The sequence below is a fragment of the Actinoplanes sp. HUAS TT8 genome (assembly GCF_051380535.1).
In the GTDB taxonomy this organism is placed as follows: Bacteria; Actinomycetota; Actinomycetes; order Mycobacteriales; family Micromonosporaceae; genus Actinoplanes.
In genome coordinates, this window is record NZ_CP195646.1 from 3,199,124 (window position 1) to 3,223,174 (window position 24,051).

The 24,051-nt window shown below is 71.3% G+C and carries 20 protein-coding genes; 11 read left to right on the forward strand and 9 right to left on the reverse strand.

The genetic code is table 11. The features are described 5' to 3' along the window. Positions 1 to 29: 29 nt before the first annotated feature. Both ACSHV8_RS14275 and ACSHV8_RS14280 read right to left on the reverse strand, forming a co-directional pair. On the reverse strand, positions 30 to 3,233 hold the full coding sequence (locus ACSHV8_RS14275; protein ID WP_436533155.1) for a tetratricopeptide repeat protein: 3,204 nt from the start codon (positions 3,231 to 3,233) through the stop codon (positions 30 to 32). Continuing rightward, on the reverse strand, positions 3,230 to 3,652 hold the full coding sequence (locus ACSHV8_RS14280; RefSeq protein ID WP_436533157.1) for a hypothetical protein: 423 nt from the start codon (positions 3,650 to 3,652) through the stop codon (positions 3,230 to 3,232). The genes ACSHV8_RS14275 and ACSHV8_RS14280 overlap by 4 nt, the downstream gene beginning before the upstream one ends. 219 nt (positions 3,653 to 3,871) lie before the next feature. On the opposite strand from ACSHV8_RS14280, the gene ACSHV8_RS14285 reads away from it, so the two are divergent. Genes ACSHV8_RS14285 through ACSHV8_RS14300 form a run of 4 tightly spaced genes read left to right on the forward strand, consistent with a single transcriptional unit; the run spans position 3,872 to position 8,588 of the window. Next, on the forward strand, positions 3,872 to 4,900 hold the full coding sequence (locus ACSHV8_RS14285) for an autoinducer 2 ABC transporter substrate-binding protein (RefSeq protein WP_436533158.1): 1,029 nt from the start codon (positions 3,872 to 3,874) through the stop codon (positions 4,898 to 4,900). 57 nt (positions 4,901 to 4,957) lie between these two features. Then, on the forward strand, positions 4,958 to 6,496 hold the full coding sequence (locus ACSHV8_RS14290) for a sugar ABC transporter ATP-binding protein (RefSeq protein WP_436533160.1): 1,539 nt from the start codon (positions 4,958 to 4,960) through the stop codon (positions 6,494 to 6,496). Beyond that, entirely contained in the window at positions 6,493 to 7,512 is a 1,020-nt protein-coding gene (locus ACSHV8_RS14295; protein ID WP_436533162.1) for an ABC transporter permease, read from the forward strand. The genes ACSHV8_RS14290 and ACSHV8_RS14295 overlap by 4 nt, the downstream gene beginning before the upstream one ends. Further along, a complete protein-coding gene (locus ACSHV8_RS14300) occupies positions 7,509 to 8,588 on the forward strand; it encodes an ABC transporter permease (protein WP_436533164.1) in 1,080 nt (359 codons plus the stop codon). Before ACSHV8_RS14295 ends, ACSHV8_RS14300 begins: the two co-directional genes overlap by 4 nt. A 66-nt stretch (positions 8,589 to 8,654) precedes the next feature. On the opposite strand, the gene ACSHV8_RS14305 is transcribed toward ACSHV8_RS14300, so the two are convergent. Continuing rightward, the gene (locus ACSHV8_RS14305) at positions 8,655 to 9,398 is read right to left on the reverse strand and encodes a TetR/AcrR family transcriptional regulator (RefSeq protein WP_436533166.1); all 744 of its coding nucleotides are present in this window, start codon (positions 9,396 to 9,398) and stop codon (positions 8,655 to 8,657) included. Positions 9,399 to 9,523: 125 nt separating this feature from the next. Between ACSHV8_RS14305 and ACSHV8_RS14310 the strand changes: the two genes are divergently transcribed. Continuing rightward, positions 9,524 to 10,969 carry an MFS transporter gene (locus tag ACSHV8_RS14310; RefSeq protein WP_436533167.1) on the forward strand — a complete coding sequence of 482 codons (1,446 nt, stop codon included), beginning with the start codon at positions 9,524 to 9,526 and terminating at the stop codon, positions 10,967 to 10,969. Here ACSHV8_RS14310 and ACSHV8_RS14315 read toward each other — a convergent pair. Beyond that, positions 10,942 to 11,496, reverse strand: a complete 555-nt coding sequence (locus ACSHV8_RS14315) for an RNA polymerase sigma factor (RefSeq protein WP_436533169.1) — start codon at positions 11,494 to 11,496, stop codon at positions 10,942 to 10,944. The genes ACSHV8_RS14310 and ACSHV8_RS14315 overlap by 28 nt on opposite strands. A gap of 38 nt (positions 11,497 to 11,534) precedes the next feature. Here ACSHV8_RS14315 and ACSHV8_RS14320 point away from each other — a divergent pair, with 38 nt between their 5' ends. Continuing rightward, a complete protein-coding gene (locus ACSHV8_RS14320) occupies positions 11,535 to 12,899 on the forward strand; it encodes a serine/threonine-protein kinase (RefSeq protein WP_436533170.1) in 1,365 nt (454 codons plus the stop codon). On the opposite strand, the gene ACSHV8_RS14325 is transcribed toward ACSHV8_RS14320, so the two are convergent. Beyond that, the gene (locus ACSHV8_RS14325) at positions 12,896 to 13,552 is read right to left on the reverse strand and encodes a hypothetical protein (RefSeq protein WP_436533171.1); all 657 of its coding nucleotides are present in this window, start codon (positions 13,550 to 13,552) and stop codon (positions 12,896 to 12,898) included. The two genes, ACSHV8_RS14320 and ACSHV8_RS14325, sit on opposite strands and share 4 nt — an antisense overlap. A gap of 261 nt (positions 13,553 to 13,813) precedes the next feature. Here ACSHV8_RS14325 and ACSHV8_RS14330 point away from each other — a divergent pair, with 261 nt between their 5' ends. Next, entirely contained in the window at positions 13,814 to 14,017 is a 204-nt protein-coding gene (locus ACSHV8_RS14330) for a hypothetical protein (protein ID WP_436533173.1), read from the forward strand. Further along, positions 13,984 to 16,728, forward strand: a complete 2,745-nt coding sequence (locus ACSHV8_RS14335; RefSeq protein WP_436533175.1) for an ATP-binding protein — start codon at positions 13,984 to 13,986, stop codon at positions 16,726 to 16,728. Before ACSHV8_RS14330 ends, ACSHV8_RS14335 begins: the two co-directional genes overlap by 34 nt. A 33-nt stretch (positions 16,729 to 16,761) precedes the next feature. Here the strand turns inward: ACSHV8_RS14335 and ACSHV8_RS14340 are convergent, their stop codons facing one another. Next, the gene (locus ACSHV8_RS14340; protein ID WP_436533177.1) at positions 16,762 to 18,024 is read right to left on the reverse strand and encodes a DUF1479 domain-containing protein; all 1,263 of its coding nucleotides are present in this window, start codon (positions 18,022 to 18,024) and stop codon (positions 16,762 to 16,764) included. 89 nt (positions 18,025 to 18,113) lie between these two features. Between ACSHV8_RS14340 and ACSHV8_RS14345 the strand changes: the two genes are divergently transcribed. Continuing rightward, entirely contained in the window at positions 18,114 to 19,190 is a 1,077-nt protein-coding gene (locus ACSHV8_RS14345) for an ROK family transcriptional regulator (protein WP_436533178.1), read from the forward strand. A gap of 43 nt (positions 19,191 to 19,233) precedes the next feature. Then, entirely contained in the window at positions 19,234 to 20,082 is an 849-nt protein-coding gene (locus ACSHV8_RS14350; RefSeq protein ID WP_436533180.1) for an NAD-dependent epimerase/dehydratase family protein, read from the forward strand. 3 nt (positions 20,083 to 20,085) lie between these two features. On the opposite strand, the gene ACSHV8_RS14355 is transcribed toward ACSHV8_RS14350, so the two are convergent. After that, positions 20,086 to 20,640, reverse strand: a complete 555-nt coding sequence (locus ACSHV8_RS14355) for a TetR/AcrR family transcriptional regulator (protein ID WP_436533182.1) — start codon at positions 20,638 to 20,640, stop codon at positions 20,086 to 20,088. A 73-nt stretch (positions 20,641 to 20,713) separates the two neighbouring features. Here ACSHV8_RS14355 and ACSHV8_RS14360 point away from each other — a divergent pair, with 73 nt between their 5' ends. Continuing rightward, complete coding sequence (locus tag ACSHV8_RS14360; RefSeq protein ID WP_436533184.1) at positions 20,714 to 21,631, forward strand: alpha/beta hydrolase; 918 nt, start codon at positions 20,714 to 20,716, stop codon at positions 21,629 to 21,631. 7 nt (positions 21,632 to 21,638) lie between these two features. Here ACSHV8_RS14360 and ACSHV8_RS14365 read toward each other — a convergent pair whose 3' ends face one another. Together ACSHV8_RS14365 and ACSHV8_RS14370 are read right to left on the reverse strand one after the other, a co-directional pair. After that, positions 21,639 to 23,030, reverse strand: coding sequence for a hypothetical protein (locus ACSHV8_RS14365; protein WP_436533185.1), 1,392 nt, complete (start codon positions 23,028 to 23,030; stop codon positions 21,639 to 21,641). Next, positions 23,009 to 24,046: an NAD-dependent epimerase/dehydratase family protein gene (locus ACSHV8_RS14370; protein ID WP_436533187.1), complete on the reverse strand. Its 1,038-nt coding sequence runs from the start codon at positions 24,044 to 24,046 to the stop codon at positions 23,009 to 23,011. Before ACSHV8_RS14370 ends, ACSHV8_RS14365 begins: the two co-directional genes overlap by 22 nt. Between the last annotated feature and the right edge of the window lie 5 nt (positions 24,047 to 24,051).

Sequence of the window (24,051 nt, forward strand, 5' to 3'; positions counted from 1 at the left end):
CGGCTCATCAACAGTGTGAACGCAGGTGCTCAGCTCCGGTTTTTGATCGAGACCGCGTCGAGCTGTTGCCGGAGACTGTTCGCTTCGGCGCGGCGCCCGAGTTTGTCCAGCACGTCGGCCAGGGTTCGGTGCGCCGAGAGCGCCTGGACGGCGAACTCCTGCGGCTGACGGGCGACCAACGAGCCGTAGAGCCGGGTCGCTTCGGCGATCGCGTCCAGGGCTGCGGGCAGGTTGCGCTCCACCTCGACGCACAGGGTGGCGTACATCCACAACGACAGGGCCAGGCCGGGTTGGCCGGTGTCCGGGTCCGCCTCGGCCAGCCGCCGCCGGACGATGGTGGCCTCCTCGGACGCGGCCAGGGCCTGCTCGGGCCGGCCCAGCGCGACCAGGCAGGTGATGAGGTTGATCAACGATTGAGCGAGGGCGGGCAGATGGACGTGCGGATTCGTCGTGACGAGCCGCCGGTAGATGACGGCCGCGCCCTCGGTACAGGCCAGCGCCTGCTCATGGCGGCCCAGCTGGGACAGGCAGGCGCCGAGGTTGACCGACGACGCCGCGAACAGGGGTAGGTAGGTGTCCGGGTCGGCGTCGGCCAGCCGGCGTCCGACGGTCACGGCTTCTTCGGCCGGGGCCAGGGCCCATTCGGGGCGGCCGACCTGGGACAGGTGGGCGCCGAGGTTGGTCAGCGAGTCGGCCAGGCCGGGAAGGTGGGCGCCGGGGTTCGTCTCGGCCAGCCGGCGTCCGATGGTCACGGCTTCCTCGGCCGGGGCCAGAGCCTGGTCGGGGCGGCCCAGTTCGGACAGGTAGGCGCCGAGGTTGTTCAACGAGTCGGCCAGGCCGGTCAGGTGGACGTCGGGATTGGTCTCGGCCAGCCGCCGCCGGATGGTCACGGCTTCCTCGGCCGGGGCCAGGGCCTGGTCGGGGCGTCCGAGCTCGGACAGGTAGGCGCCGAGGTTGTACAGCGAGGCGGCGAGGTCGGGCAGGTAGACCTCCGGGTTCGCCTCGGCCAGCCGCCGATAGGTGACGGCGGCGGCCCGGACCGGCGCCAGCGCCTGTTCGTGCTGGCCCAACCCGGACAGGCAGTTGCTGACCGTGGTCAATGATCTGGCGAGGTCGGGCAGGTAGGTGTCGGGGTTCGTCTCGGCCAGCCGGCGCCAGATGGTCACGGCTTCCTCGGCCGGGGCCAGGGCCTGCTTCGGTCGTCCCAGCTCGGCCAGGCAGCCGCCGAGGTTGTTCAACGACGCCGCGAGGTCGGGCCGGTGGACGTCGGGGTTCGTCCCGGCCAGCTGCCGCCGGATGGTCACGGCTTCTTCGGCCGGGGCCAGGGCCTGTTCGTGGCGGCCCAGCCGGGCCAGGAGCGCACCGAGATTGTTCATCGACGCGCCGAGGTGCGGCAGGTAGGTGTCCGGGTCCGCCGCGGCCAGCCGGCGAAAGACGACGGCAGCCTCCTGAACCGGGGCGATGGCCTGTTCGCGGCGGCCCGACTCGGACAGGCGCAGCCCGAGGTCGTTCAAGGAGACGGCGAGGTCGGGCCGGTGGGTGTCGGGATTCTCCTCGGCCAGCCGGCGCCGGATGGCCAGGGCCTTCTCGGCCGCGGCCAGGGCCTGTTCCCGGCGGCCGGCCCGGGCCAGGCGGAAGACCTGGCCGGCGTGCAGACGGGCTTGTTCGGCCGGGTCGGTGGTGTGGGCGAGGCGGTGTTCGGTCAGCACGCCGGTGATGGCGGCCGCGGCGATGTCGAGATCGATGTGCCGGTCGGCGGGCAGCAGCGGTTCGAGGGCTTCCAGAATCGTGGGGTCGATGCCGGGGATGCCGGTCAGCCGGGTCAGGGCGGCCCCGCCCGCGGCGATCGCCAACTGGGGACGGGTGCGGATGATCGGATACAGCACGTCGGAGGCGAGGTGCGGCCACCGGCGGGCGGCCTCGACGAGCACGGTGATCGCGGTCGGCGTCCATGTCGGCGTCGAGTCGCCGGTGGTGAGCAGCCCGGTGATGGCCACGGGGGTCCAGTCGCGCTCCAGGTCGACGACGCCCTGGTGGCCGTGGCCAGGGGTGGACAGGGCGATCAGGTCCTCGCCGAGCCGGTCGGGGTGCAGCGGTTCGAACACGGTGCGCGTGTCGGCCGGTGGGTAGCAGGTGGCGTGGTCGTCGATGATCTGATCGGCGCCGATGTCGGGGGTGAGGGCTCCGGCATCGGCCAAGGCCTGGCGGGCCTCGTCGCGCGGCTGGACACCGGTCAGGGTCGCGGCGACCACCGTCCGGTGCATCACCGTGGGTGGGCTCGGCATCGGTAACTCGGTGCGGGTGTGCAGGTGATACCAGTACGCCATCTCGCGCCGCAGCAGATACGCCGACACCGTGGCGGCCCGGGTGGGTGGGGTCTCGCCGTGCCGGGTCGCGTCCACGGTGGCCAGCGCCGCCATGTGTACGGCCAGGACCTGCCCGAACCCGTCCCCGGTGAGGTCCGGCACCGGCCAGCCGGTCGGATGGTCGAAGCCGAGCGCGGTGGCGAACCGGGCCGCGGCGGCGACGAACAGGCCCGCCCGGTCGTCGTCGCTGTCCGCGGCCAGGGCCGGCAGCGCCCGTTGGTCGACCTCGACGCCGAGGTCGCTGTCGGCGCGGTCGGCCAGCGCCGGCCACCAGTAGCCGTCCGAGCGGGCCAGCATCAGCACCCGCACCCGGGTTCCCGCCCGCGCGTGCAGATCTCGTAGCTGGGTGAGCAGGGCCAGCAGGGCCGACGCGGGCCACCGGTCGGCGTAGTCCACCACCGCGAGAACCGCACCACCGGCCAGCTCGACGGTCGAGACCGCGGTGGACCCGGCGACCGGGGTGGGGGTGTGGGTCACCTGCCACACCGCCCAGCCCGCGGTCGCGCAGTGACCGCTGACCTGCCCGGCGAGGCGGGTCTTGCCCTGGCCACCCGTGCCGTGGACCAGCATTGCGGCGACCGGTTCGTCACTGCTGACCCAGGCGGCCAGCTCGTCCAGGGTGTGGTCCCGGCCGGTGAACGGCACGATCTGGTGACGGGCCAGCAACAGCCGGCTCGGCTGGGCCCGCGCTCGGGCCACGCTGACCGGCACGGGGGAGTCGTCGGCGGGGGTGATCCGGTACGGCGGCCGGTCCAGGCTGACCGTCACGTCGCCGCCGACACCGGTGATCTGGATGATGTCGCCGAAGACCACGCTGCCGGTCACCGTCTGCCGCACGCCCGGGCGCGGGATCCACGAGCGGGTCATCGGTCGACCTCGACGTCGCCGCCGACCTGATCGATCTGGTCGACCGAGCCCGACACCCGCGATCGGTCCACCGACTGCCCGCCATCGGTACCGCCGCCGTCACCGATCGCGGCGGGAGCGACGGGCGGCGCCGCTGCCCGGCCGGCCGAGCCGATCCGGACGCTGCCGTCGACCCCGCGGACCTGCCGCACCCCGCCGCCGACGCTCGTGCCGGTGACCGACTGCCCACCCCGCCCCGGATCCGATCGGCCTTCGATCAGGGCCAGCACACTGACTGCCAGCCCGGCCATCGCCACCACCGCCGACAGCACACTGGCCCACTTGTCCGCATCGTCCAAGGTCTGCACGGCCAGGAACCCGACCACCCCGGCCACCAGCAGCACCCCGCCCGCGGCAATCCACCATCCCTGTCGCGTCATCACACCATCGTCGGCTGCGACCACCAGAACGGCATCACCCGAAAGAAGGCCCGCGGCGACGGCGGTCGGTGAAAGGTTTTAAGGGGCAAGATCAACTGAGGGCAGTGACTGTTGACACTCCCGCCACCACGACGTAACGTGAGCGCATTCACAGCGTGAAACGTTTCAGAGCAGCTGGCAAGGCCCTCCGCTTCCACCCTTTTCACCCTTGAGGAATCCATGCGCGCCAATGTGAAGATCGCCGTCGCCATGGCGACCGCCGCGACTCTCGCCCTCACCGGTTGCACGAAGAAGAACGACAACGACACCTCGTCCGGCAGCACGGGCGGCGCGAAGACGTACAAGATCGCGTTTGTTCCGAAGTTGCAGGGTGTTCCGTATTTCGAGGCGATGAACGCGGGCGGTAAGGCCGCGGCGGCCGCTCTCGGCAACGTCGAGTGGCTGTATCAGGGGCCGACGCAGGCCGATGCGGCGGCGCAGGCCGACATCGTGCGCTCGTACATTCAGCAGAAGGTCGACACGCTGATCGTCGCGCCCAACGACCCGGATTCGATGGCTCCGCTGCTGCAGCAGGCCAAGGACGCCGGTATCCACGTCGCCACCGCCGACACGGATGCCCCGAGCAGCGTGCGGGAGGTGTTCGTCAACCAGGCCACGGCCGAGGGCATCGGCCAGGGCCTCACCGACTCCTTGCTCACCGCCATGGGCGGCAAGGGCAAGTACGCCATCGTCTCCTGCGGCCAGACCGCCGAGAACCTCAACGCGTGGATCAAGGTCCAGCAGGAGTACACGAAGACGAAGTACCCGGACGCGCAGATCGTCGATGTCGTCTACGCCGGTGAGGATCAGGCGAAGGCCACCCAGATGGCGACCGACCTGATGAACGCGCACCCGGATCTGACCGGTCTGGTCGGTGAGTGCACGTCGTCCGCGCCCGGGGTGGCGCAGGCGGTGAAGGACGCGGGCAAGATCGGCAAGGTTTTCACGGTCGGTCTGGGTACGCCGCAGTCGATGAAGCCGTACCTGACCGACAAGTCGTCGACCGCCGCGATCCTGTGGGACGTGCAGAACCTGGGTTATCTGACCGCGTGGGCCGGTGCCCAGATCGCCGAGGGCAAGCAGTTCCAGGCGACCAACAACGTCAGTGACAAGCTGAGCGCGGTCACCTACGACGCGACGAGCAAGATGCTGCTGCTCGGCCCGGCGCTGGCGATCACCGACCAGAACGTCGACCAGTTCAACTACTGATGCCGCCCGCCGGGGCTGCGTAGGATGCAGCCCCGGCCGAACGGAAGAGCTAGCAGAGTGGCAGAAGAAGACGAATCCCCGCGGTTGCGACTGACCGGAATCTCGAAGCGGTTCGGTGCGGTCCGGGCGATCCGCCAGGCCGACCTGACGGTACGACCCGGGCAGGTGCACGCCCTGGTCGGCGAGAACGGCGCCGGCAAGTCGACGATGATCAAAATCGTCTCGGGGGTGGAGACCGCCGACACCGGCACCGTCGAGTTCGACGGCACCGAGGTCGCGATCCGGTCGACCACCGACGCACTGGCCCTCGGCATCGCCACCGTCTACCAGGAGCCACAGCTGTTCGCCGAGCTCACGGTGGCCGAGAACATCTTCCTCGGCCGCGAGCTGAAGAAGCGCGGCCGGGTCGACTGGGCCGCCCAGAACGCCAAGGTCGTCGAACTGCTCGACCTGCTCGGGCTGCCCGCGCACGTCGCCACCGCCCCGGTCGGCACGCTCTCGATCGCCGGGCAGCAGCAGATCTCCATCGCCAAGGCCCTGGCCGGCGACGCCCGCGTGCTGATCCTCGACGAACCCTCGGCCATCCTCACCGACGCCGAGATCGAGGTGCTCTTCGACGTCGTCCGCCGTCTGACCAGCTCCGGCGTCTCGGTCATCTACATCTCGCATCGACTGGACGAGTTGTTCCGGATCGCCGACGAGGTCACGGTGATGAGAGACGGAAAAACAATTGGCACGTACGGCATCAGCGACCTGACCGTCCGCAAGATCGCCGAACTCATGGTCGGCGGCATCCTCTCCGACGAGCGCCCCCACCGGACGGTCCCCGACGGCCCGCCGATCCTGGAGCTCAGCGGACTGTGCCGCACCGGCCGGTTCCACGACGTGGACGTGACCGTCCGCAAGGGTGAGATCGTCGCCCTCTACGGCCTGGTCGGCTCGGGTGTCTCGGAGATCGCCGCCTGCGTCTACGGCATCGACCGCGCCACCGCCGGCGACCTGCGACTGCGTGGTGCCGCGGTGAACCCCCGTTCGCCCCGCGACGCCCAGAAGCTCGGGATCGCCCTGCTGCCGGCCAACCGCAAGGCCGAGGGCATGTTCGGCTTCCAGTCGATCGCGTTCAACATCTCCGCCGGCCACCTGCGCCGACTGTCCCGCTTCGGCGCCTTCTTGGACCGCGGGAAGGAACGCGAGGTCGCGCTCGGCCTGATCAAGCGCCTGGCCGTGAAGACCCCGCACGAGCGGCAGCCGATCAGCGCCATGTCCGGCGGCAACGCCCAGAAGGTGGTCCTCGCCCGCCAGCTGGTGGAACGCCCCGAGGTGCTGATCCTGGCCGAGCCCACCCAGGGCGTCGACGTCGGCGCCAAGGAGGAGATCCACCGCATCATCACCGAGCTGGCCGACGAGGGCACCGCCGTCCTGGTGGTCACCTCCGACCTGCCCGAGGCGCTGCGCATCGCCGACCGCATCCAGGTGGTCCGCGGCGGCACCACGACGGCCGAGTTCGGCCCGGACGCCACCCAGGTCGAACTGCTCGCGGCGGCGGCCGGCTCCGAGGACGCCATCGAAGAACCCGTTGAGGAGAAGGTCGGATGACGACCACCGCTGTGCGGCCGCCGGCCGCGACCGACCCGCCGAAACCGCGCGGCCGGGTGCTGCCCGCCCCGGTGTCCGGCCAGGAACTGGTCCTGGTCGCGGTGATCGTCCTGCTCTGGATCGGGCTGGCCCTGACCACCCCGGCCTTCCTGACCGCCGGTTCGCTGCAGCCGCTGCTGGTCGCGACCGCGCCGATCGCGCTGGTCGGCGTCGGCATGACGATCATCATCATCACCGGCGGCATCGACGTCTCGGTCGGCGCCGGGATGATGGTCTGCTCCGTGCTGACCGCGAAATCCCTGGTCGACTCCGGCGTGAACCTGGGCGTCGCCGTGCTGATCTCGGTTGTCGCCGGCGCGGTGCTCGGCCTGGTCAACGGCGTGCTCATCGCCTACGGCCGGGTGCACGCCATCATCATCACGTTCGGCACGGCCAACCTGTTCACCTTCCTGGGCCTGCGCATCTTCGGCTCGACCACGGTCAACGGCATCCCCGGCACCCTGGCCTTCTTCGGCCGCGGCGCCGAGGGCCGCACCCTGGGGATCCCGCACGCCTTCCTGATCACGGTCGTCATCACCGCGGCGGTCTGGTGGTACCTGCGGCACACGGCCGGCGGGCGGCATTTCTTCGCCATCGGCGGCGACCCGATCGCGGCCCGGCTCGCGGGCGTCCGCGTGCAGAGACGAGTGCTCATCGCGTACGTGATCACGGGTTTGCTCGTCGGTCTTGCCTCTTGTTTCGTGATCGCCCAGGGCACGTCCACGCTGGATCAGTCGGTCGGCTCGGGCAAGGAGCTCGCGGTGATCGCGGCCGTCGTCATCGGCGGCACGTCGATCATGGGCGGGCGCGGTTCGGTGCTCGGGACGCTGCTCGGCGCGCTGCTCGTGCAGTCGGTGAGCTCCGGCGTCACCCAGCTCGGCTGGAAATCCCAGCTGTCCGACCTGTTCGTCGGCGTGTTCATCATCGTCGCGGTGGGCGCCGACCTGCTGCGTGCCCGCGCCCGGAGGACCCGATGACCATCGTCGAAACCCAGCCGGCAACGCCGGTCGAGACCCGCGAGTCGTTCGGCGCCCGCGCCCTGCGCATCCTGCTGACCCAGCGGATCGCGCTGCTCGCGGTACTGATCGTCGCCGTCGTGGTCACGTTCTTCATCCAGGACGCCGGCGGTTACCTGACCGCGCCCTACGACTTCGACTACATGTCGGCGTCACTGATCAACGCGGTTCCCCTGGCCATGCTCGGGCTGGCCGAGCTTTTCGTCATCCTTTCGGGCCGGGGCGGCATCGATCTCTCCGTGGGTGCGATCGTCTCTCTGGCCGGGATGATCTTCGGCTTCGCGTACGGCGAGTGGGGCTGGCCCCTCTGGGCGGCCATCATCCTGACCGCTGTGTTCGGTGCGCTGCTCGGCGCCGTGAACGGGTTCCTCGTCTCCTACGTCGGATTCCCCGCACTGATCGCGACCCTGGCCACGTTCTACGCCTACAAGTCGATCGCCATCGTCATCAACAACCAGTCCCCGATCAGCACCAAGCCGGTCCAGGATTTGTACTCGATCACCAAATCTGTCGAACTCCCGCTGTTCGGGCAGTACATCCCGAACGTGCCGCTCGGGATCTTCACGTTTCTGCTGCCCACGGTCGTTGCGGTGTGGCTTTTGCTGACTCGCACGGCTTACGGGCGGCGGCTGTATGCGATCGGCACCAACGATGTCGCCGGACGCTGGGCCGGCCTTCCGGTCCGCGACACGCGTTTGAAGGCGTACGTCTACGCGGGTTTGATCTCGGGTCTTGTCGCTGTGGTGACGGTCGGCCAATTTGCCTCGGCCCGCCCGGACGCGGGTGTCTCGGGCAACGGCATGGCACTGCCCGCGATCACCATCGCCGTGCTCGGCGGCGTCGCGATCACCGGCGGCATCGGACGCGTGGCCGGCGTGGTCCTGGCGACGCTGCTGATCGTGTGGCTCAACGCCGGGATCCTGCTCGCCTTCATCGGCAACGAGGGCTCGCAGTATCAGCTGCTCGCACTCGGTGCGGTCCTGGTCTTTGCCGCGCTGCTGAACGGCCTGACGAACAGGCGCTACGGCGCTCGATGAGGTAGCCCGGTCATGCTCGTCATGACCGGGCATTCTCGCGCTGTAAATCGTTTCATGGACCCCCGATCAGGACGGCTCGGCCTGGGAGTGGGGGAGACCGTCGATCATCAGGTTGACGGTGAACAGGAAACGGTCGGTGGTCGTGCCGGCGGTCAGCTCGGCCGCGTACCGCTTGGTCTGCGGAAAGGTTTCCGGCAGCGCGGCGAAGCGCTGCAGCATCTCGTCGCGCCCGACCACCCAGCCGTCCTCGTTGCGGCTGATCCGGCTGTTCGCGACCGACACCTCCAGGCTGTGCGCGTTGACGTAGAGCGTCAGTGAGTCGACCGCCCAGGCCGCGACCTGCGGTGGCACACCCCCGGCGAGCACGATGGCGAGCATCCCCTCACTGACCCTCAGGGTGTCGAGGTTCGACGGCGCGGCGGCGAACGCGGCCTGCGAGATGCCCGGATAGCGCAAATACTGATCGCGCAGCCGGGTGCAGACGCCGACGAGCTGTTCCCGCCAGCGCGCCGGGTCGGGCTCGGGCAGCTCGATCTCCGCGCTGAGCCGCCCGATCAGCAGCTCGTCCAGGTCTTCCTTGTTGACCACGTGCGCGTAGAGCGACGACGGCCCGGTCTCCAGCGCGACCGCGAGCCGGCGCATGGTCAGAGCCGCGTACCCCTCGGTCTCGATGATCCCGAACGCGGTGCTGACGATCGCGTCGACGGTGATCGGCTTCTTGCGCCCGCCGGACGGGCCGCGCCGGACCGCGGGCGGGTTCGGATCGGCCTGGTGCCGCGCGGCGCGCCGTTCCTGCGGAGTCGGAGACATGCCCGCAGTTTAGCGGATCTTACGAACGGTGTTCTAGTTCACTCGGAACACCGTTCTTCTTGATACGAACGCTGTACCGGAGTAGAACGGTGTTCGTATCCACTGACCTCGCGAAAGGAGCGCCAATGAGCGCCCCATCCCTCCGGGCCGCCTGGGTGGCCCTGGCCGGACTCTCGGCCGTCTTCCTCTTCGAGATGCTCGACAACTCGATCCTCAACGTCGCCCTGCCCACCATCGGCCGCGAACTGCACGCCTCCACCGTCGACCTGCAGTGGGTGACCGGGGCGTACGCGGTCGTCTTCGGCGGCCTGATGCTGGTCTTCGGCGCGATCGCCGACCGGTACGGCCGCCGCCGCGTCATGCTCGTCGGCCTGGCCCTGCTGGCCGTGACCAGCCTGGCCACCGCGTTCGTCAGCACCGCCGGGCAGCTGATCGCCGTCCGCGCGCTGATGGGCGTCGCCGCGGCGATGACCACGCCCGGCTCGGCCGCGCTGGCCTTCCGGCTCTTCGACGACGACGGCCTGCGCGTCCGCGCGATGACCTTCATCTCGACGATCGGCCTGGTCGGCCTCGCCGTCGGCCCGACCACCGGCGGCCTCGTCCTGGCCATCGCCCCCTGGCAGGTGCTGCTGCTGGTCAACGTTCCGGTCGCCGTCCTGGCCATGGTCTGCATCCGATTCGGCATCGACGCCGACGACCCGGCCGGGCTGCACCGCGACCCGATCGACGGGCTCGGCGCGGCGCTCGGCACGACGACGATCGTGCTCGCCCTGATCGCCCCGACCATGTTCCTGAACGAGGGCGCCGGCACCTGGCTGCCCTGGGCGGTCACGGTCGCGGCGGTGGCCGCGGCGATCGCCTTCGTCGCCCGGGAACGCTCGGCCCGGTTCCCGCTGCTCGACCTCAAACTCGTCGCCCGCCCGCTGGTCTCCAGCGGCCTGGCCTACAAGGCGGCCGCCGGACTGGCCATCGCCGGCCTCGGCTACCTGGTCACGCTGCAGCTGCAGCTCGACTGGGGCTGGAGCCCGGCCCGCGCCGCCATCGGCCTGCTGCCGCAGGTCGTCGTGCTGATCGCCGGGGGCGCGTTCGTGAACCCGTTCGTGCAGCGCGTCGGCCTCGACCGGGCCGCCTGGCTCAGCGCCGCCGCCATCGTCTCCGGCCTGGCCGTCTACGGCCTGCTGAGCCGCTTCGGCTACGTCTGGGTCGCGCTCGCCCTGATCCTGGTCGCCGCCGGCATGCGCGTGGTCGGCGCCGTCGCCGTCGTGAACGTCCTGCGCGGCCTGCCCGGCAACCGCACCACCATCGGCGCCGCCCTGGTCGACACCTCGTCCGAGGTCACCTCCGGCGCCGGCATCGCGGTGACCGGCACCATCCTGGCCGCCATGTTCACCGGCACCATCACGTCCCCGAACTGGACCGCACACCAGTCGGCCCAGTTCGAACAGGCCGTCACCGTCGCCGGCCTGGCCCTGACCGCGATGGCCGCCGCCCTGGTCGGATGGGCCCTGCTGCGCTCCCGGACCGCCCCGGTCGCGGAGCCCGCCTACGCCAGCGCCTCGTCCAGGGACTGACGCAGGTGCTGACGGGCGCGGAACACCTGGGAACGGGCCGCGCCGACCGTGATGGACAGCTGGGCCGCGATCTCCTCGTAGTCCAGCTCGCTCAGATCGCGCAGCACCAGCGCCGTCGCCAGGCCCGGACGCTCGGCCTCCAGACGTTCCAGCGCGTCCAGCAGCATCAGGCGCGAACCGGCGATCACGCTGGTGGTGCGCGGGTCCGGCCGATCGGCGGGCAGCTCGGCGCCGGTGCTCTCGGCCGCCCGACGCTTCAGCGAACGGTAGGTCTGGCGCGCGCAGTTCGCGACGACGACGTACAGCCACGTGGCGAACGTGGAATCACCGTTGAACCGGGTGATGTTCCGCGCGACCTGCAGCAACGCGTCCTGACAGGCCTCCTCGGCATCCTGGCGGCACGGCAGGATCCGGCCGCAGCGCCGCAACGTGTCCGGTCCGATCCGGACCAGCAGGGTGTCGAGCGCGCCCCGATCACCGCCCGCCGCCGCCGTGGCCAGCGCCTCGACCTCCACATTGAACGCCATGCACCCCTCTTCCCCCGTGATCGACTTATAGTACGGCCGTGGCGGTGCCTGAACTGATCGGCAGATATCGCGTCGGGCGGCGCCTGGGCTCCGGCGCGTTCGCCACCGTGTGGTTCGCCGACGACGACGAACTGAGCAGCCCGGTCGCGGTGAAAGTCCTGGCCGAGAATTGGACCCACCAGCTCGACGTGCGGGCCCGGTTCACCGAGGAGGGCCGGATCATGCGCCGGGCCGAGTCGGATCGCCTCGTCCGGGTGCTCGACGTGGGCGAACTGCCGGACGGGCGGCCCTACCTGGTCATGACGTATGCGTCGGGCGGCACCCTGGCCGAACGCCTGGAGGACGGCCCGCTGCCGGTCGGTGAAGCGCTGCGCGTCGCCGTGGAAGCCGCCCGCGGCGTCACCGTCCTGCACGAGCTCGGCATCGTGCACCGCGACCTGAAACCGTCCAACGTGTTCTTCCACGAGAACCGGGTGCTCGTCGGCGACCTCGGACTGGCCAAAGCCCTCACGCACGGGTCCGGCTTCACCGTCGTCGCCGGATCACCCGGCTACATGGCCCCGGAACAGGCGCTGCTCGGCAGCGGCCTCGACGAGCGCACCGACGTGTACGCGCTCGGCGCGCTCACCTACCACATGCTCACCGGGCGGACACCCACGCTGCCCGCCTCCATCCAGGCCGTACCCGCGGCCGCCGCCCAGCCGGTGACCCGCCCGTCGAAGCTACGACCCGGCCTTCCACCCGCGGTCGACGCCGTGGTGATGCGGGCCCTCGCCGCGGCGCCGGCCCGCCGGTGGCCGACCGCGGCGGCGTTCGCCGACGCCCTGGACGCGGCCCGCACCGCACCCGAACCGCGCCGGCGGCCCGCCCACGGGCGGCGGCTGGCGGTCACTGCCGCGCTGAGCACGCTGCTGCTGGCCGCGGTGGCCTCGTTCGACGACGCACCCACCTGGACCCGCGTGAGCGACACCACCGGCCAGGTCTCGGTGTGGGTGCCGGCCGTCTGGGCCGAACAGGTCCGCGGCACCGGCTGGAACCCGGCGACCCTGAGCCTGCCCGGCGGTCACGCGCCCGGCCTGGTCGTCGGCACCGACCTGAGCGCCTGGGAGGACCCGGCCAACCCGGTCCCCGGAGTCTTCGCCGGCCTGAGCCCGGCCCTGCGCGGCACCGCACCCGCGCTGCCCGACCACTCCACGTGCGTCCGCCGGCCCGACCCGCACCCGGACCTGGGCAACCGCACCGCTGTCGTGCAGCGCTGGACCGGGTGCGGCGGCACCGGCATCTCCTTCACCGAAGCCCTGATCACGCCGGCGACCGGCGACTACGGGCTGTACGTGCAGATCCGGCAGGTCGGCGACACCGACCACACCGAGGCCATCCTGCGGGAAGTACGGACGAGTTAGGCCCGCACCCAGCCGGTGGGCTCGAACCGGTAGCGGCGCACCTGCGTGCCACCGTCCGCCTTACGGACCGTCGCCACGATCGTCTCGCTCTCCACCCGGTACGAGACGAACGTCATCCGCTTGCCCGGGCCCGGCGGCGGGTCCGCCTTGATGACACCGCCGGCCGCGGCCCAGACCTTTCCTCCGGTCAGGTGGGCCGGCACGAGCATCTGGTCGTACGCGTCGGAGCCGCACTCCACGAGCAGCAGCGCATCCTCGACCACCGGCGCGTCGGCCGGCTCCTCGGCCAGGTATTCGGCGTAGAACGGCTTCGCGCCGCCGGGCAACATCGTGCACGTGTTGGCGCCGTTCGTCGCCTTGCCGTTCTTGAACCGCATCTCGCCGTAGTTCGCGAGGTCGCTGAACGTGACGTTGTCCCAGTCGGTCTTACGCACCCCGCCCGCGGACGTCGTGGTGGTCGCCGCCGAGGGCTTGGCCGAGACGGACGCACTCGGCGACGGCGACGCCGGTGCCGACGGCGGAACGGAGGTCACGACGGGCGACGGCCGGCCGGCCGGAGCCGCGTCGCCGGCAACACTCTGCGGGCCGGACTCGGTGCAGGCGGTCAGCGCGGTCACCGTCAGGGCGACGGCGGCCAGGGGCAAGATACGCATGGTGGGTTTCCTATCAGCACAGGCGAGCTTTCTCTGTCCCCCTGTTCGATGCCGATCTCCGGTCCGCCATTCCAGGGAATTCACGAGATTCTTTGTCAGCAACCGGACAGCTGGCCGGCGGCTCCTAGGTATGCCTAGGCGCCGACTCAGGCCTACCTAGGCCCCTCTGAGCTGCGAAGATACGCAACAGCGTCTGATGTGTCCGGGGCTCTGTCGTTCGAGGATTGATGTATCAGCGAACGAACGACAGGGAGTCACACCATGTTGATGCATCCGGAACTCATGATGAACCTGGCCGACGAGCGCCGCCGGGAACTGATCGCCGAGGCGGATCGGGAGCGGCTGCTGGCTGCCGCTCAGACGGCGCGGCGGGCGCGGCGGGGACGGAAATCGGAGGCGGTGCGGGGGCAGCCCACCGGTAACCTGGCCTCGTGCGAATCGTCCGTGGCGGTGCCAGTTCGGTGATGGTCGGGCGGGATGGCGAGCTGCGCCGTTTGGCGCGGCTCGCTGCCGCGCGTGAGCCGGCCGTGGCGATCATCGCGGGGGAGCCCGGGATCGGGAAGACCCGCCTGGTGCAGGAGTTGCTGGCGACGCTGCCGGCCGGGACCGTGGTGCTGGTGGGTCAGGCCGAGCCGGGTTCGCTGTCCCGGCCGTACGAGGTGCTGCTCGATGCGATCGACCACCGTGACGAGGTCGACGAGGAGCAGTTGACCGCGTTGGCCGATCCGAGGCGCAGCCCGGTGGAGCGGCTGCACACCGGCCTGGCGATCGTGAACGAGCTGATCGGCGACGCCCCGGCCGTCATCGTGTTCGAGGATCTGCACTGGGCCGACTCGGAGAGTGCCGCCCTGTTCGAGCGCATCGCCGACCAGCACGGTCCGAGATTGCTCATCGGGACGTACCGGCCGGACGAGGTGACCCGCCGCCGTCCGGTGGCCGGGCTGCTGGCGCAGCTGGAACGGCGGCACGCGGTCACGCACGTACGTCTCAATCGTCTTTCTCCTGCGCAGACCGCGGCTTTGCTCGCGGCCGCGACCGGTGCCCCGGCTCCCTTGCGGGCCGCGACGGCGTTGCACCATCGCACCGGTGGCAACCCGTTCTTCCTGGAGGAGTTGCTGCGCGCGCTGCCCGGTTTCGATCTGGAGGAGCTGGTCGATCAGCCGTTGCCGTGGAGCCTGGCCGACGTGTTGCGCCGCCAGGTCGACGATCTTGATCCGGTCAGTCACCGGATTGTCGAGGCGGCGACCGTGCTCGGGCATCGCATCCCGTTCGATCTGCTCTCGGCGGTGACCGGCGCCGGGGAGGACGAGTTGATCACCGTCCTGCGTGACCTGGTGACGCGCGGGGTGCTGGTGGAGTCCGGGGATGACGAGTTCGCGTTCCGGCACGCGCTGGTGCGGGAGGCGATCGCCGGGCAGATGCTCGGCCGGCAGCGCCGCCGGTTGCACGAGACCGCGCTGGACGTGCTGTTGAGCAGTGGCGCGTCGGATCCGGCGATGGTGGCGCATCATGCGCGCGGCGCCGGGCGGTATGAGGATCTGATCGCCGCCGCCCGTAGTGGTGCCGCGCTGTACCTGTCGATCGGCTCCGCCTATCAGGCGTTGCAGCTGGCCGAGATGGGTCTGGACGAGGCACCGGACGACACCGAGCTGCTCGGGGCCGCGGCCCGCGCGGCGTGGCTGGCCGGCCTGCTCGACGACGGTCTGCGGTACGGGCGTCGCTGGCGTGACCTGGCGGTCGACGCGGCCGACCGCGCCGAGTCGCTGTATCTGCTGGTCCGCTGCGCGTGGGAGTCCCGCGAGACCGGTGAGATGGTGGCGTTGACCCACGACATCGAGACGCTGGTGGAGCAGCTTCCGCCCGGCGCCGCCCAGGCGCGGGCGATGACCGCGGTCGCCCAGTCGGCCTATCTGCGCGACGACCTGGAGGGCGCGCTCACCTGGGCCGACCGGGCGCTGGCGCTGACCGAGGATTTCAACCTTCCCGGTGTCCGTCTGGCCGCCCTGCTCGAACGTGGTTCGATCCTCAGCGAGCGCCCGCAGACCGCCGCGGCCGGTAACAGGATTCTGTCCGCGCTGGTCGGTGAGGCCGAGGCGGCGGGCGAGTGGGTGCTGGCCGCCCGCGCGCTGAACCGTCTGGTCAACGGCGAGCCGCCGGCGTCACCGGCCGAGCACGCCGAGACCTTGGAGCGGATGCGCGTCGACGCGGAGCGGGCCGGTTTCGAGTCCCTGGCCGTGGCTTCCTACTTCCAGGGCCGGGCCCGGCTCGCGCTGCGCGGCGGTGACCTGCGCGCGGCCATCGCCGCGCTGGAGGAGGGCCGCGAGCAGGACCGGGGCTATCAGCGCCGGGGCCGGTGGGCCGACTATCACGGGGTGTTCCTGGCCGGGCTCTACCTGGAGGCCGGCGAACTGGACCGGGCCGAGCAGGTGATCACCGACCTGGCCGCGGTGCCGGACAACCCGCCGACGGTGATTCCGGGGCTCGCTTTTCACCTGGCCTGCCGCCGGCACGACCTGGCGCGGGCCGAGGAACTTCTGGCCGAGTTCATCACCGCGCTGGACTCGCAGCCGTGGCGCAGCGGCGAGCAGGCCAACGACCTGATCTCGGCCGCGCTGGAGGTCGGGCTGCCCGGGCCCCGGCTCGATGCGATGGCCGCCGAACTGCTCAACGACAGCGACGTCTGGGACGCCTACCGGACGCTGTTCCACGCCCAGCTGGCCGAGGCGCACGGGCGGCACGCCGAGGCGCTGGGCGACTACCTGTCCATCGTCGACACGCACATCCTGGGCCCGGCGCCCCGCGGCACCGCCCGGGTCGGCGCCGCCCGCTGCCTGCTCGCCGCCGACCGGCGGGCCGAGGCGACCGTGCAGGCCGACGCGGCCGCGTCGCTGCTGTGCCAGTGGGACGGCTGGCGTGTCGCCCAGCTCGACCAGGTCCGCGCCCGGCTGGGTCTGGCCCCGGCCGATGCGGGGCCGGCCGTGACCGGTACGGCCGCGCTGACGCCCCGCGAGCGGGAGGTGGCGGTGCTGATCAGCGACGGGCTGACCAACACCGAGCTGGCCCGGCGGCTCTACATCTCACCCAAGACGGCGGCCGTGCACGTCTCCAACATCCTGCGCAAGCTGGGCGTCTCCTCCCGCACCGAGGTGGGTGAGCTGGTCGCCCGCCGGTCATGAAACAGCGCCGGCACCTCCGAGAAGCGAAAGTCCTCACTGAAGGCCGAGGCCGCGACGACCGATCTCGTTCAGGTCGGCGGGCCGGAAACGGTTCGGCCAGGAGCGCTCGTAGTGTTCGGCCGGAAAATCACTCGGGCTTTCGCCCGACAGGAAGGCTTCCCGTACGGACGCGGCATAGCGCTCGTTGCGCGGGCACCACGGCGCGGCCGGAATGTACATGACGTTGCCCCAGCCTTTCTGGGCCTCCACCGGCGCCACGCTGTGGATCATGTCGCAGTGCCACCACACCGAGTCGCCGGCCCGCACGTCCGGAATGCCGGACAGCGCGTCCATCAGCGGCGCGTGCCATTTGTGCCCGGCCGGGAACACCTGGTTCACGGTCACCCCGCACATGTCGTCGTCCGGCACGTCGGGCAGCAGCGGGCGCAGCATCAGATACGCCATCGCCTCCGGGATCGGCACCGTGTGCAGCACACCCTGGTCGTGATCCATGTCGGACAGCGCGGTCCAGCCCTGGAACGTACGGAACGCCGAGCACATGGTCGAGCCCGGGTACTGCGGCCCGTCCGTGCGGTGCGCCGCGTCCCACGGGTCGTACTGTTCCACGCTGCCGTCGAACAGGTGCCGGAACGCCTGCTGGTAGGCGCTGGTCATCCACAGGTCGAGCGTGCCCGGGTCGAGGTGCGTGCCCAGCCCGGCCGAGTCGGCACCCTCGGGCCGGCGGCGGATCCGGTCCGGGTACAGGGAGTCGCGGCTCGGATCGAACCACTGAACACCGTCGGACTCGTGCTTCCACCGGCTGTTCAGGAACGCCTGCACGGTGGCCATCCGCTCGCTCTGACGAGCCTGCATCTGCGCCGGTGACCAGTAGATCGGATAGATCTCGGGCTTCGAGCCGACACTGCCGAAGAAGTCGTCACCGGGGCCGCGGTAGTTCTCGAAGAAGCGGTTGCCCTCGACGTAGTCGACGATCCCGGCATCCCATTCCAGGGCCTGCCCACGGTCGAAGTGTCCGCGAACGATCAGGCAGCCGCGGCGCTGCAGCCGGGCCAGTTGCTCGGCCGGCACCGTGCCCGCCTCGATGTCGGCGTAGTCGATCTCCGGCCAGACCGTCTCGCCGCGGCGCCGGGCCGCCACGATGTCGTCGACCGCCGACTGCACGCGCTGCTCGACGACCGCGAAGACCTCCTCCACGGTGCGGCCGGACGCGGCGATGCGGGCCCGCAGAGCGGCTTTGACCTCGCGGGTGGCGGCGCGCAGATCGGCCGGCTGCTCTTCCCAGTGGGGGAGTTCCATGGCGATTCCTTTCAAGTCAAACCCCTTTACTTGTACGACCATAGGGGCGCGAACCTTTTCCAGGCAAGGGTCTTGACTAGAATCGGCACGTGGACACCGCCAAGCCGTCACAGGACCTCGTCCGGTCACTCACCGACGAGCACGTGCTCCGCGCGCTGACCCGCCACCGGCGCCTGACCCGGGCCGAACTGGCCGTCGAGATCGGCATCTCCAAGCCCACGGCCGGCGAGAGCGTGCGCCGCCTGACCGAGCGTGGCCTGGTCACCGACACCGGCGAGCGCACACCGGGCGGGCGCGGCCGGGGCCGCGTCGGGTCGTACTACGCGCTCGCCCCGTCCGTCGGCGTCGCCCTGGCCGTGACGATCGCACCGTCCGGCATCGTCGCCGAGGGCCTGAACGTCTACGGCGACGGCGTCGCCTCGGTGGCCCGGCCGGGCGAGCCCAGCCGGGTCGGCGAGACCCTGATCGAGGCCGTCGCGGGCGTGCGCGACGCGGTGGACCAGCCGATCCGGCTCGCCGTGGTCAGCGCGGCCGACCCGGTCGACCGGGTCACCGGGCGTCTGGTGCAACTGCCCGACTCGCCGTTCCTGGTCGGCGCGCTCGACCCGGTGGAGATCCTTTCGGCGTACGTCGACGGCCCGGTCGTCGTCGACAACGACGTGAACTGGGCCGCCGCCGCCGAGGGCCAGGACGACTTCGCGTACCTGTTCCTGGGCGAGGGGCTCGGCGCGGCCGTCGTCGACGACGGTGGCATCCGGCGCGGCTCCAGCGGGCTGACCGGGGAGATCGCGCACCTGCTGACGGTCGGGCCGCAGGGGCGGGCGATCCCGTTCATCGAGCTCTTCGGCGAGCTGGGACTGCGCCGACCCGGCACCACGGCCATCGACGCCGAGCGGCTGATCGCGAGTCCCACCGCCGTACGGGAAATGATCGGAACCGCCGTAGGCGGCGTGATCGCCGCCGTCATCGCCCTGGCCGACCCCGGGGAGATCGTCGTCGGCGGCTCCTGGGGACCGTCGCTGATCAGCGAGATCGTCGCCGCCACGGCGCGCATGCCCCGGCAGGTGCCGGTGCGCGCCACCACCCGGACCGGCTCCCCGGCGTCGGCCGGCGTGCGCGCCGAGGCCCTGCGGAGACTGCGGGCCTCACTGACCGCCCGCGGGTGAGTCGCATAAGGTGGAGATCCGATCTTGAGCGTGGGGACGTGACATGGCGCGCATCGCGGTGACCGGTGGCAGCGGCAAGCTGGGACGCTTCGTCGTGCAGGAGCTTTCCGACCACGGGTACGAGGTGGTGAACCTCGACCTGGTCGCGCCGCGGGAGCCGCTGTGCCCGTTCACCCGGGTGGATCTGACCGATTACGGCCAGGTCGTCGAGGCGCTGACCGCGATCGACAGCCGCTACACCGGCGTCGACGCCGTCGTGCACCTGGCCGCGATCCCCGGCCCGGGTGTGGTGCCGAACGCGGCGACCTTCGCCAACAACATCACGGCCAGCTACAACGTGTTCGCGGCGGCCCGCGCGGCCGGCATCGACCGGGTGGTCTGGGCGTCCAGCGAGACCCTGCTCGGGCTGCCGTTCGACACCCCGCCGCCGTACCTGCCGGTCGACGAGGAGTACGCGGCGCGTCCGGAGACGTCGTACTCGCTGGCCAAGCACCTCGACGAGCAGATGGCGGCCCAGTTCTGCCGGTGGAACCCGGAGCTGACCATGGTCGGGCTGCGGTTCTCCAACGTGATGGAGCCGTCCGACTACGCGGCCTTCCCGTCGTTCGACGCCGACCCCCGGCAGCGTATCTGGAACCTGTGGGGCTACATCGACGGCCGCGACGGCGCGCAGGCGGTCCGGCTCGCCCTCGACTACGACCGCAAGGGTGTCGAGATCTTCGTCATCGCCAACGCGGACACGGTGATGAGCCGGCGGACGGCCGACCTGGCCGCGGAGTACTTCCCGGACATCCCGGTCACCCGGGAGCTGGGCGAGCACGAGACGCTGCTCTCCATCGACAAGGCCCGCCGCCTGCTCGGCTACGACCCCCAGCACACCTGGCGCGGCTGACGCTCAGCCGGGCGGCTCGTCGAAAACGGTCAGGACCATCGTGACCAGGGCGTCCACGTCGTCGTCGGCCATCGGCCGGCCGGTCATGCCCAGCCGGTGCAGCAGCGTGCCGACCACCACGTCGATGAAGAACAGCACCCGCTGCTCGGACTCGTTCAGCACCTCCTGGAAGGCCAGGCGGTAGGGATCCTGCAGCCGGGTCGACAGGACCTGGCGCAGCTCCGGGTCGTTGACCGCGTCGGTGAACACCCCGGCGAAGGCCGCGCCGATCCCCGGCTCGCCGATCTTCGCGGCGATCCAGCGGGTCGCGGCGGCCAGCACCTCTGCCCGCCCGGCACCGGTCATCGGCGCCGGGCCGAGCGCGTCGATCAGACATGCCGTGATCAGGGCACCCTTGGTCGGCCAGCGCCGGTAGATCGTGGTCTTGGCGATCCCGGCCTCGGCCGCGATGCGATCCACCGTGGCCCGTGTGTAACCGAGCGCGTCGACCGTTTTCAGCGTGGCCGCGAAAACCGCGTCGTCGATTCCGGAGCGGGGACGGCCGGGCGATCGGTGCATGGCCCCACCCTATCGAGTTATGCTACTTCTAGTATCGATACTTCAAGTAGCGTAACTCGATCGGGGAGGCTCCATGAGCGTGCGAGTGCTGAAGGCCCTGCGGAAAGAACCGGACTGGGCGACCATGTCCGACGCCGAGCTGACCACCCTGCAGGAGTCCGAGAACCGCCGCCGAGCCCTGCCCGCGGCCCGGCTGATCAGCGGTTTCCCGGCCCGCAACGTCACCATCGGATGGGAGCGGATCGACCTGCCCGGGCGCACGCTGCCGGTGCGCGTCTACCGGCCGGCCGGGGCGAGCGGCCGACTCCCGCTCGTGGTGCACGTGCACGGCGGCGGGTTCGTCGGCACCGCCGTGCAGTGCGACTGGATCAGCAGCCACGTCGCCGCGCGGCTGCATGCCCTGGTCGTGTCGGTCGAGCATCGGCTGGTCGGGCCGGGAGTGCCGCTGTCGGCGGCGGTCGACGACGGGTGGGAGGTGCTCCGGCGTACCTCCGCGGGGGAGGTTGATGCCGACCGGGTGGCGGTCTTCGGCGAGAGCGCCGGAGCGTTGGTGGCCGCCACGGCCGCGATCCGGGCCCGCGACGCCGGACTCCCGCTGCGGGCCCAGGTGCTGGTCAACCCGTGCGTCGACCTGACCGAGACCGCGCTCGACTATCCGTCCATGCGCGAGTTCGCCGACAGCCCGATGCTGACCGTGCCGCAGATGACCTTCTTCCGCCGCCTGGCGGTTTCCGATCAAAAGACAATTTCCCCACTGTACGTCGATGACCACGCCCGCCTCGCGCCCGCGCTGGTCGTGGTGCCGACCGCCGACCCGGTGGCCGATCAGGGACGCGCCTACGCGCAGCGGCTCCGTGCGGCGGGCACGCCCGTGACCGTTACCGAGCATCGCGGGGCGCCGCACGCGTTCCTCAGCCTGCCGCACCTGGTTCCGCAGGCCCGGGCGGCCCGGGCCGAGATCATCGGCTTCCTGCGGGAGCAGCTTCGCTGAGCCGGGCTCACCAGCTGGTCAGGATCAGGTGGTTCACCACCAGGGCGGTGGCCGCCTGCAGCCACAGCCAGCGGCGTCGGTCGGCGGCCGGCAGCAGGGCCGCGGCGGCCGGGAGCCAGATCGCGAACGGCAGCCAGATCCGCTCGACCTCGGCCTTGCTCAAGCCGGAGAGATCGGCCGCGACGACTCCGGCGAGCGCGCCGAGACACAGCAGCACCGGGGGAGCGAGATCGATGGAGAGGCGCATGGACGGGCGGTGCAGGCGCACGCCTGCGGGAAGCCGGGTGATGGCCCGTCGGAGGATCGGGGCGGCGGCCGGGCCCGCGCTGATGGTGAACGCGGCGAGGTTGCCCCAGACCCAGTAGGTGTAGGAGCGGGCGCTGGCCAGGCCCTGGTAGTAACGGATCTTGACCAGGCGATATCCCTCCCACCAGTTGAATCCGAGCCCGCTCATCGTGGCCACCACGGCGGCCGCTCCGGCGGCGGCCCAGAGCAGCATCGGCCACCGGCGGGTGCGGGCCGCGACGACCACCGCGGCCCCGGGCAGGACCAGAAGGATCAAGCCGTAGGAGAGGTACGCGCAGGCGGCCAGCCCGGCGCCGCCGAGTGTGGCGCACCACCACGACGGCCGGGTCAGGCCGACCGCGAGCAACGCCAGGGAGGTGGCGGCAACGCCGGTGAACAGGCCGTCGGCCGACACCCCGACCCAGACCGCGCCCGGGAACAACACCAGGAACGGCAGCGCGGCGCGGGCCGCGGGCTCGTCGCCCAGCGCCCGCAACGTCACCGCGACCGCGGCCGTCGCCGCGCAACCGACCAGGATGCAGAGGGTTCCGGCCCAGCCGCCGCCGTGCAGGCCGAGACGGTCGAGGCCGACGAAGACCAGCAGAACGCCGGGCGGATGACCGGACACGTGCGTGGTCCAGTTGTCCGGCGAGCCCAGCAGGATGTGGTCGGTGAACCCGCGCAGCATCGCGTGGACGTCGGTGACGTGCGGGACCTCGGTCAGATACTCGAACGGCGTGGTCAGCCGGCCGGCGACGCCCCGCTGCCAGCCGTCGATCAGGGCCAGCGCGAACGTCCACGCCACCGACGCCACCCACCCGGTGAGCAGCAACCGGCGCCAGGACAGTCGCTCGGCCAGGGCCGGGCCCCAGCGGATCACGGCGACGGCGATCAGCACCGCGAACGGGGTGCCCGGACCGACGTGCGGCATCACGTGCCCGAACAGGGGAGCGGCCGGCGCGTGCACCGGATGACCGGCCCAGCCCAGTGCCGCGCCGACGAGAACCGCGGCGCCCACCAGGGCAAACGCCGCCACTGCGGCCCACCGGTCGGGTGCCGGCCGGGCGGTGACGCGGTCCGGCCGGTCGTGGGTCAGCCGCGGAGCGGGGCGCATGCGAACTCCTTCAGGCCCTCGGCCGGCGTGACCGCGGCGTGGAAGTCCAGTTCGGCGGCGGCGCGGGCCGGGGACGCGACCACGTGCCGCACGTCGCCGAGCCGGAACCGGCCGGTCACCACCGGCCGCGGGCCGCCGACCGTGTCGGCCAGGGCGCCGGCCACCTCACCGATGGTGATCGGATGACCGGACGCGACGTTGTAGGCGCGGAAACCGGCGTCGGCGGACAGCGCCGCCACGTTGGCCGCGGCCACGTCACCGACGTGCACGAAGTCGCGGCGCTGGGCGCCGTCCTCGAAGACCTGCGGCGCACGGCCGGCCTCCAGCGACGACCGGAAGATCGCCGCGACCCCGCTGTACGGGGTGTCGCGCGGCATCCCCGGCCCGTACACGTTGTGGTACCGCAGCGCCGCCACGCTCGCCCCGCACTCCCGGGCCCAGATCGCGGCCAGATGCTCCTGGGCCACCTTGGTCGCCGCGTACACGCTGCGCGGATCCAGCGGCGCGTCCTCGGTGACCAGATCCGTGGTCAACGGCCGGCCGCACACCGGGCACGGCGGCTCGAACCGGCCCGCCTCCAGATCGCCGGGCGTGCGCGGCGCCGGGCGGACCGGGCCGTGCCGGTCACACCGGTACGCGCCCTCCCCGTACACCACCATCGAACTGGCCAGCACCAGCCGCTTCACCCCGGCCTCGGCCATCGCGGCGAGCAGCACCGCCGTGCCCAGGTCGTTGCAGCCGACGTACTCGGGCAGGTCACCCGGCCCGGCGCCGAGCCCGACCAGCGCCGCCTGGTGCAGCACCGCGTCGACCCCGCGCAGCGCCACCTTGACGGCGTCCGCGTCCCGCACGTCGGCCTGATGCAGGTGCACCCCGTCGGGCACCTGTAAGGGTTCGTTGTGCGCGGCCGGATGCGCACTGTCCAGCACGGACACGTCATGGTCGGCCGCCAGCAGCGCGGCGGTGATGTGCGAGCCGATGAACCCGGCACCGCCGGTCACGAGGATATGCGTCACGACGG

Bases quoted from the DNA above. Each gene is read 5' to 3' on its own strand.
- ACSHV8_RS14275 (WP_436533155.1), bottom strand. From the start codon at position 3,233: ATGACCCGCTCGTGGATCCCGCGCCCGGGCGTGCGGCAGACGGTGACC.
- ACSHV8_RS14280 (WP_436533157.1), bottom strand. From the start codon at position 3,652: ATGACGCGACAGGGATGGTGGATTGCCGCGGGCGGGGTGCTGCTGGTG.
- ACSHV8_RS14285 (WP_436533158.1), top strand. From the start codon at position 3,872: ATGCGCGCCAATGTGAAGATCGCCGTCGCCATGGCGACCGCCGCGACT.
- ACSHV8_RS14295 (WP_436533162.1), top strand. From the start codon at position 6,493: ATGACGACCACCGCTGTGCGGCCGCCGGCCGCGACCGACCCGCCGAAA.
- ACSHV8_RS14300 (WP_436533164.1), top strand. From the start codon at position 7,509: ATGACCATCGTCGAAACCCAGCCGGCAACGCCGGTCGAGACCCGCGAG.
- ACSHV8_RS14305 (WP_436533166.1), bottom strand. From the start codon at position 9,398: ATGTCTCCGACTCCGCAGGAACGGCGCGCCGCGCGGCACCAGGCCGAT.
- ACSHV8_RS14310 (WP_436533167.1), top strand. From the start codon at position 9,524: ATGAGCGCCCCATCCCTCCGGGCCGCCTGGGTGGCCCTGGCCGGACTC.
- ACSHV8_RS14315 (WP_436533169.1), bottom strand. From the start codon at position 11,496: ATGGCGTTCAATGTGGAGGTCGAGGCGCTGGCCACGGCGGCGGCGGGC.
- ACSHV8_RS14325 (WP_436533171.1), bottom strand. From the start codon at position 13,552: ATGCGTATCTTGCCCCTGGCCGCCGTCGCCCTGACGGTGACCGCGCTG.
- ACSHV8_RS14330 (WP_436533173.1), top strand. From the start codon at position 13,814: ATGTTGATGCATCCGGAACTCATGATGAACCTGGCCGACGAGCGCCGC.
- ACSHV8_RS14340 (WP_436533177.1), bottom strand. From the start codon at position 18,024: ATGGAACTCCCCCACTGGGAAGAGCAGCCGGCCGATCTGCGCGCCGCC.
- ACSHV8_RS14350 (WP_436533180.1), top strand. From the start codon at position 19,234: ATGGCGCGCATCGCGGTGACCGGTGGCAGCGGCAAGCTGGGACGCTTC.
- ACSHV8_RS14355 (WP_436533182.1), bottom strand. From the start codon at position 20,640: ATGCACCGATCGCCCGGCCGTCCCCGCTCCGGAATCGACGACGCGGTT.
- ACSHV8_RS14360 (WP_436533184.1), top strand. From the start codon at position 20,714: ATGAGCGTGCGAGTGCTGAAGGCCCTGCGGAAAGAACCGGACTGGGCG.
- ACSHV8_RS14365 (WP_436533185.1), bottom strand. From the start codon at position 23,030: ATGCGCCCCGCTCCGCGGCTGACCCACGACCGGCCGGACCGCGTCACC.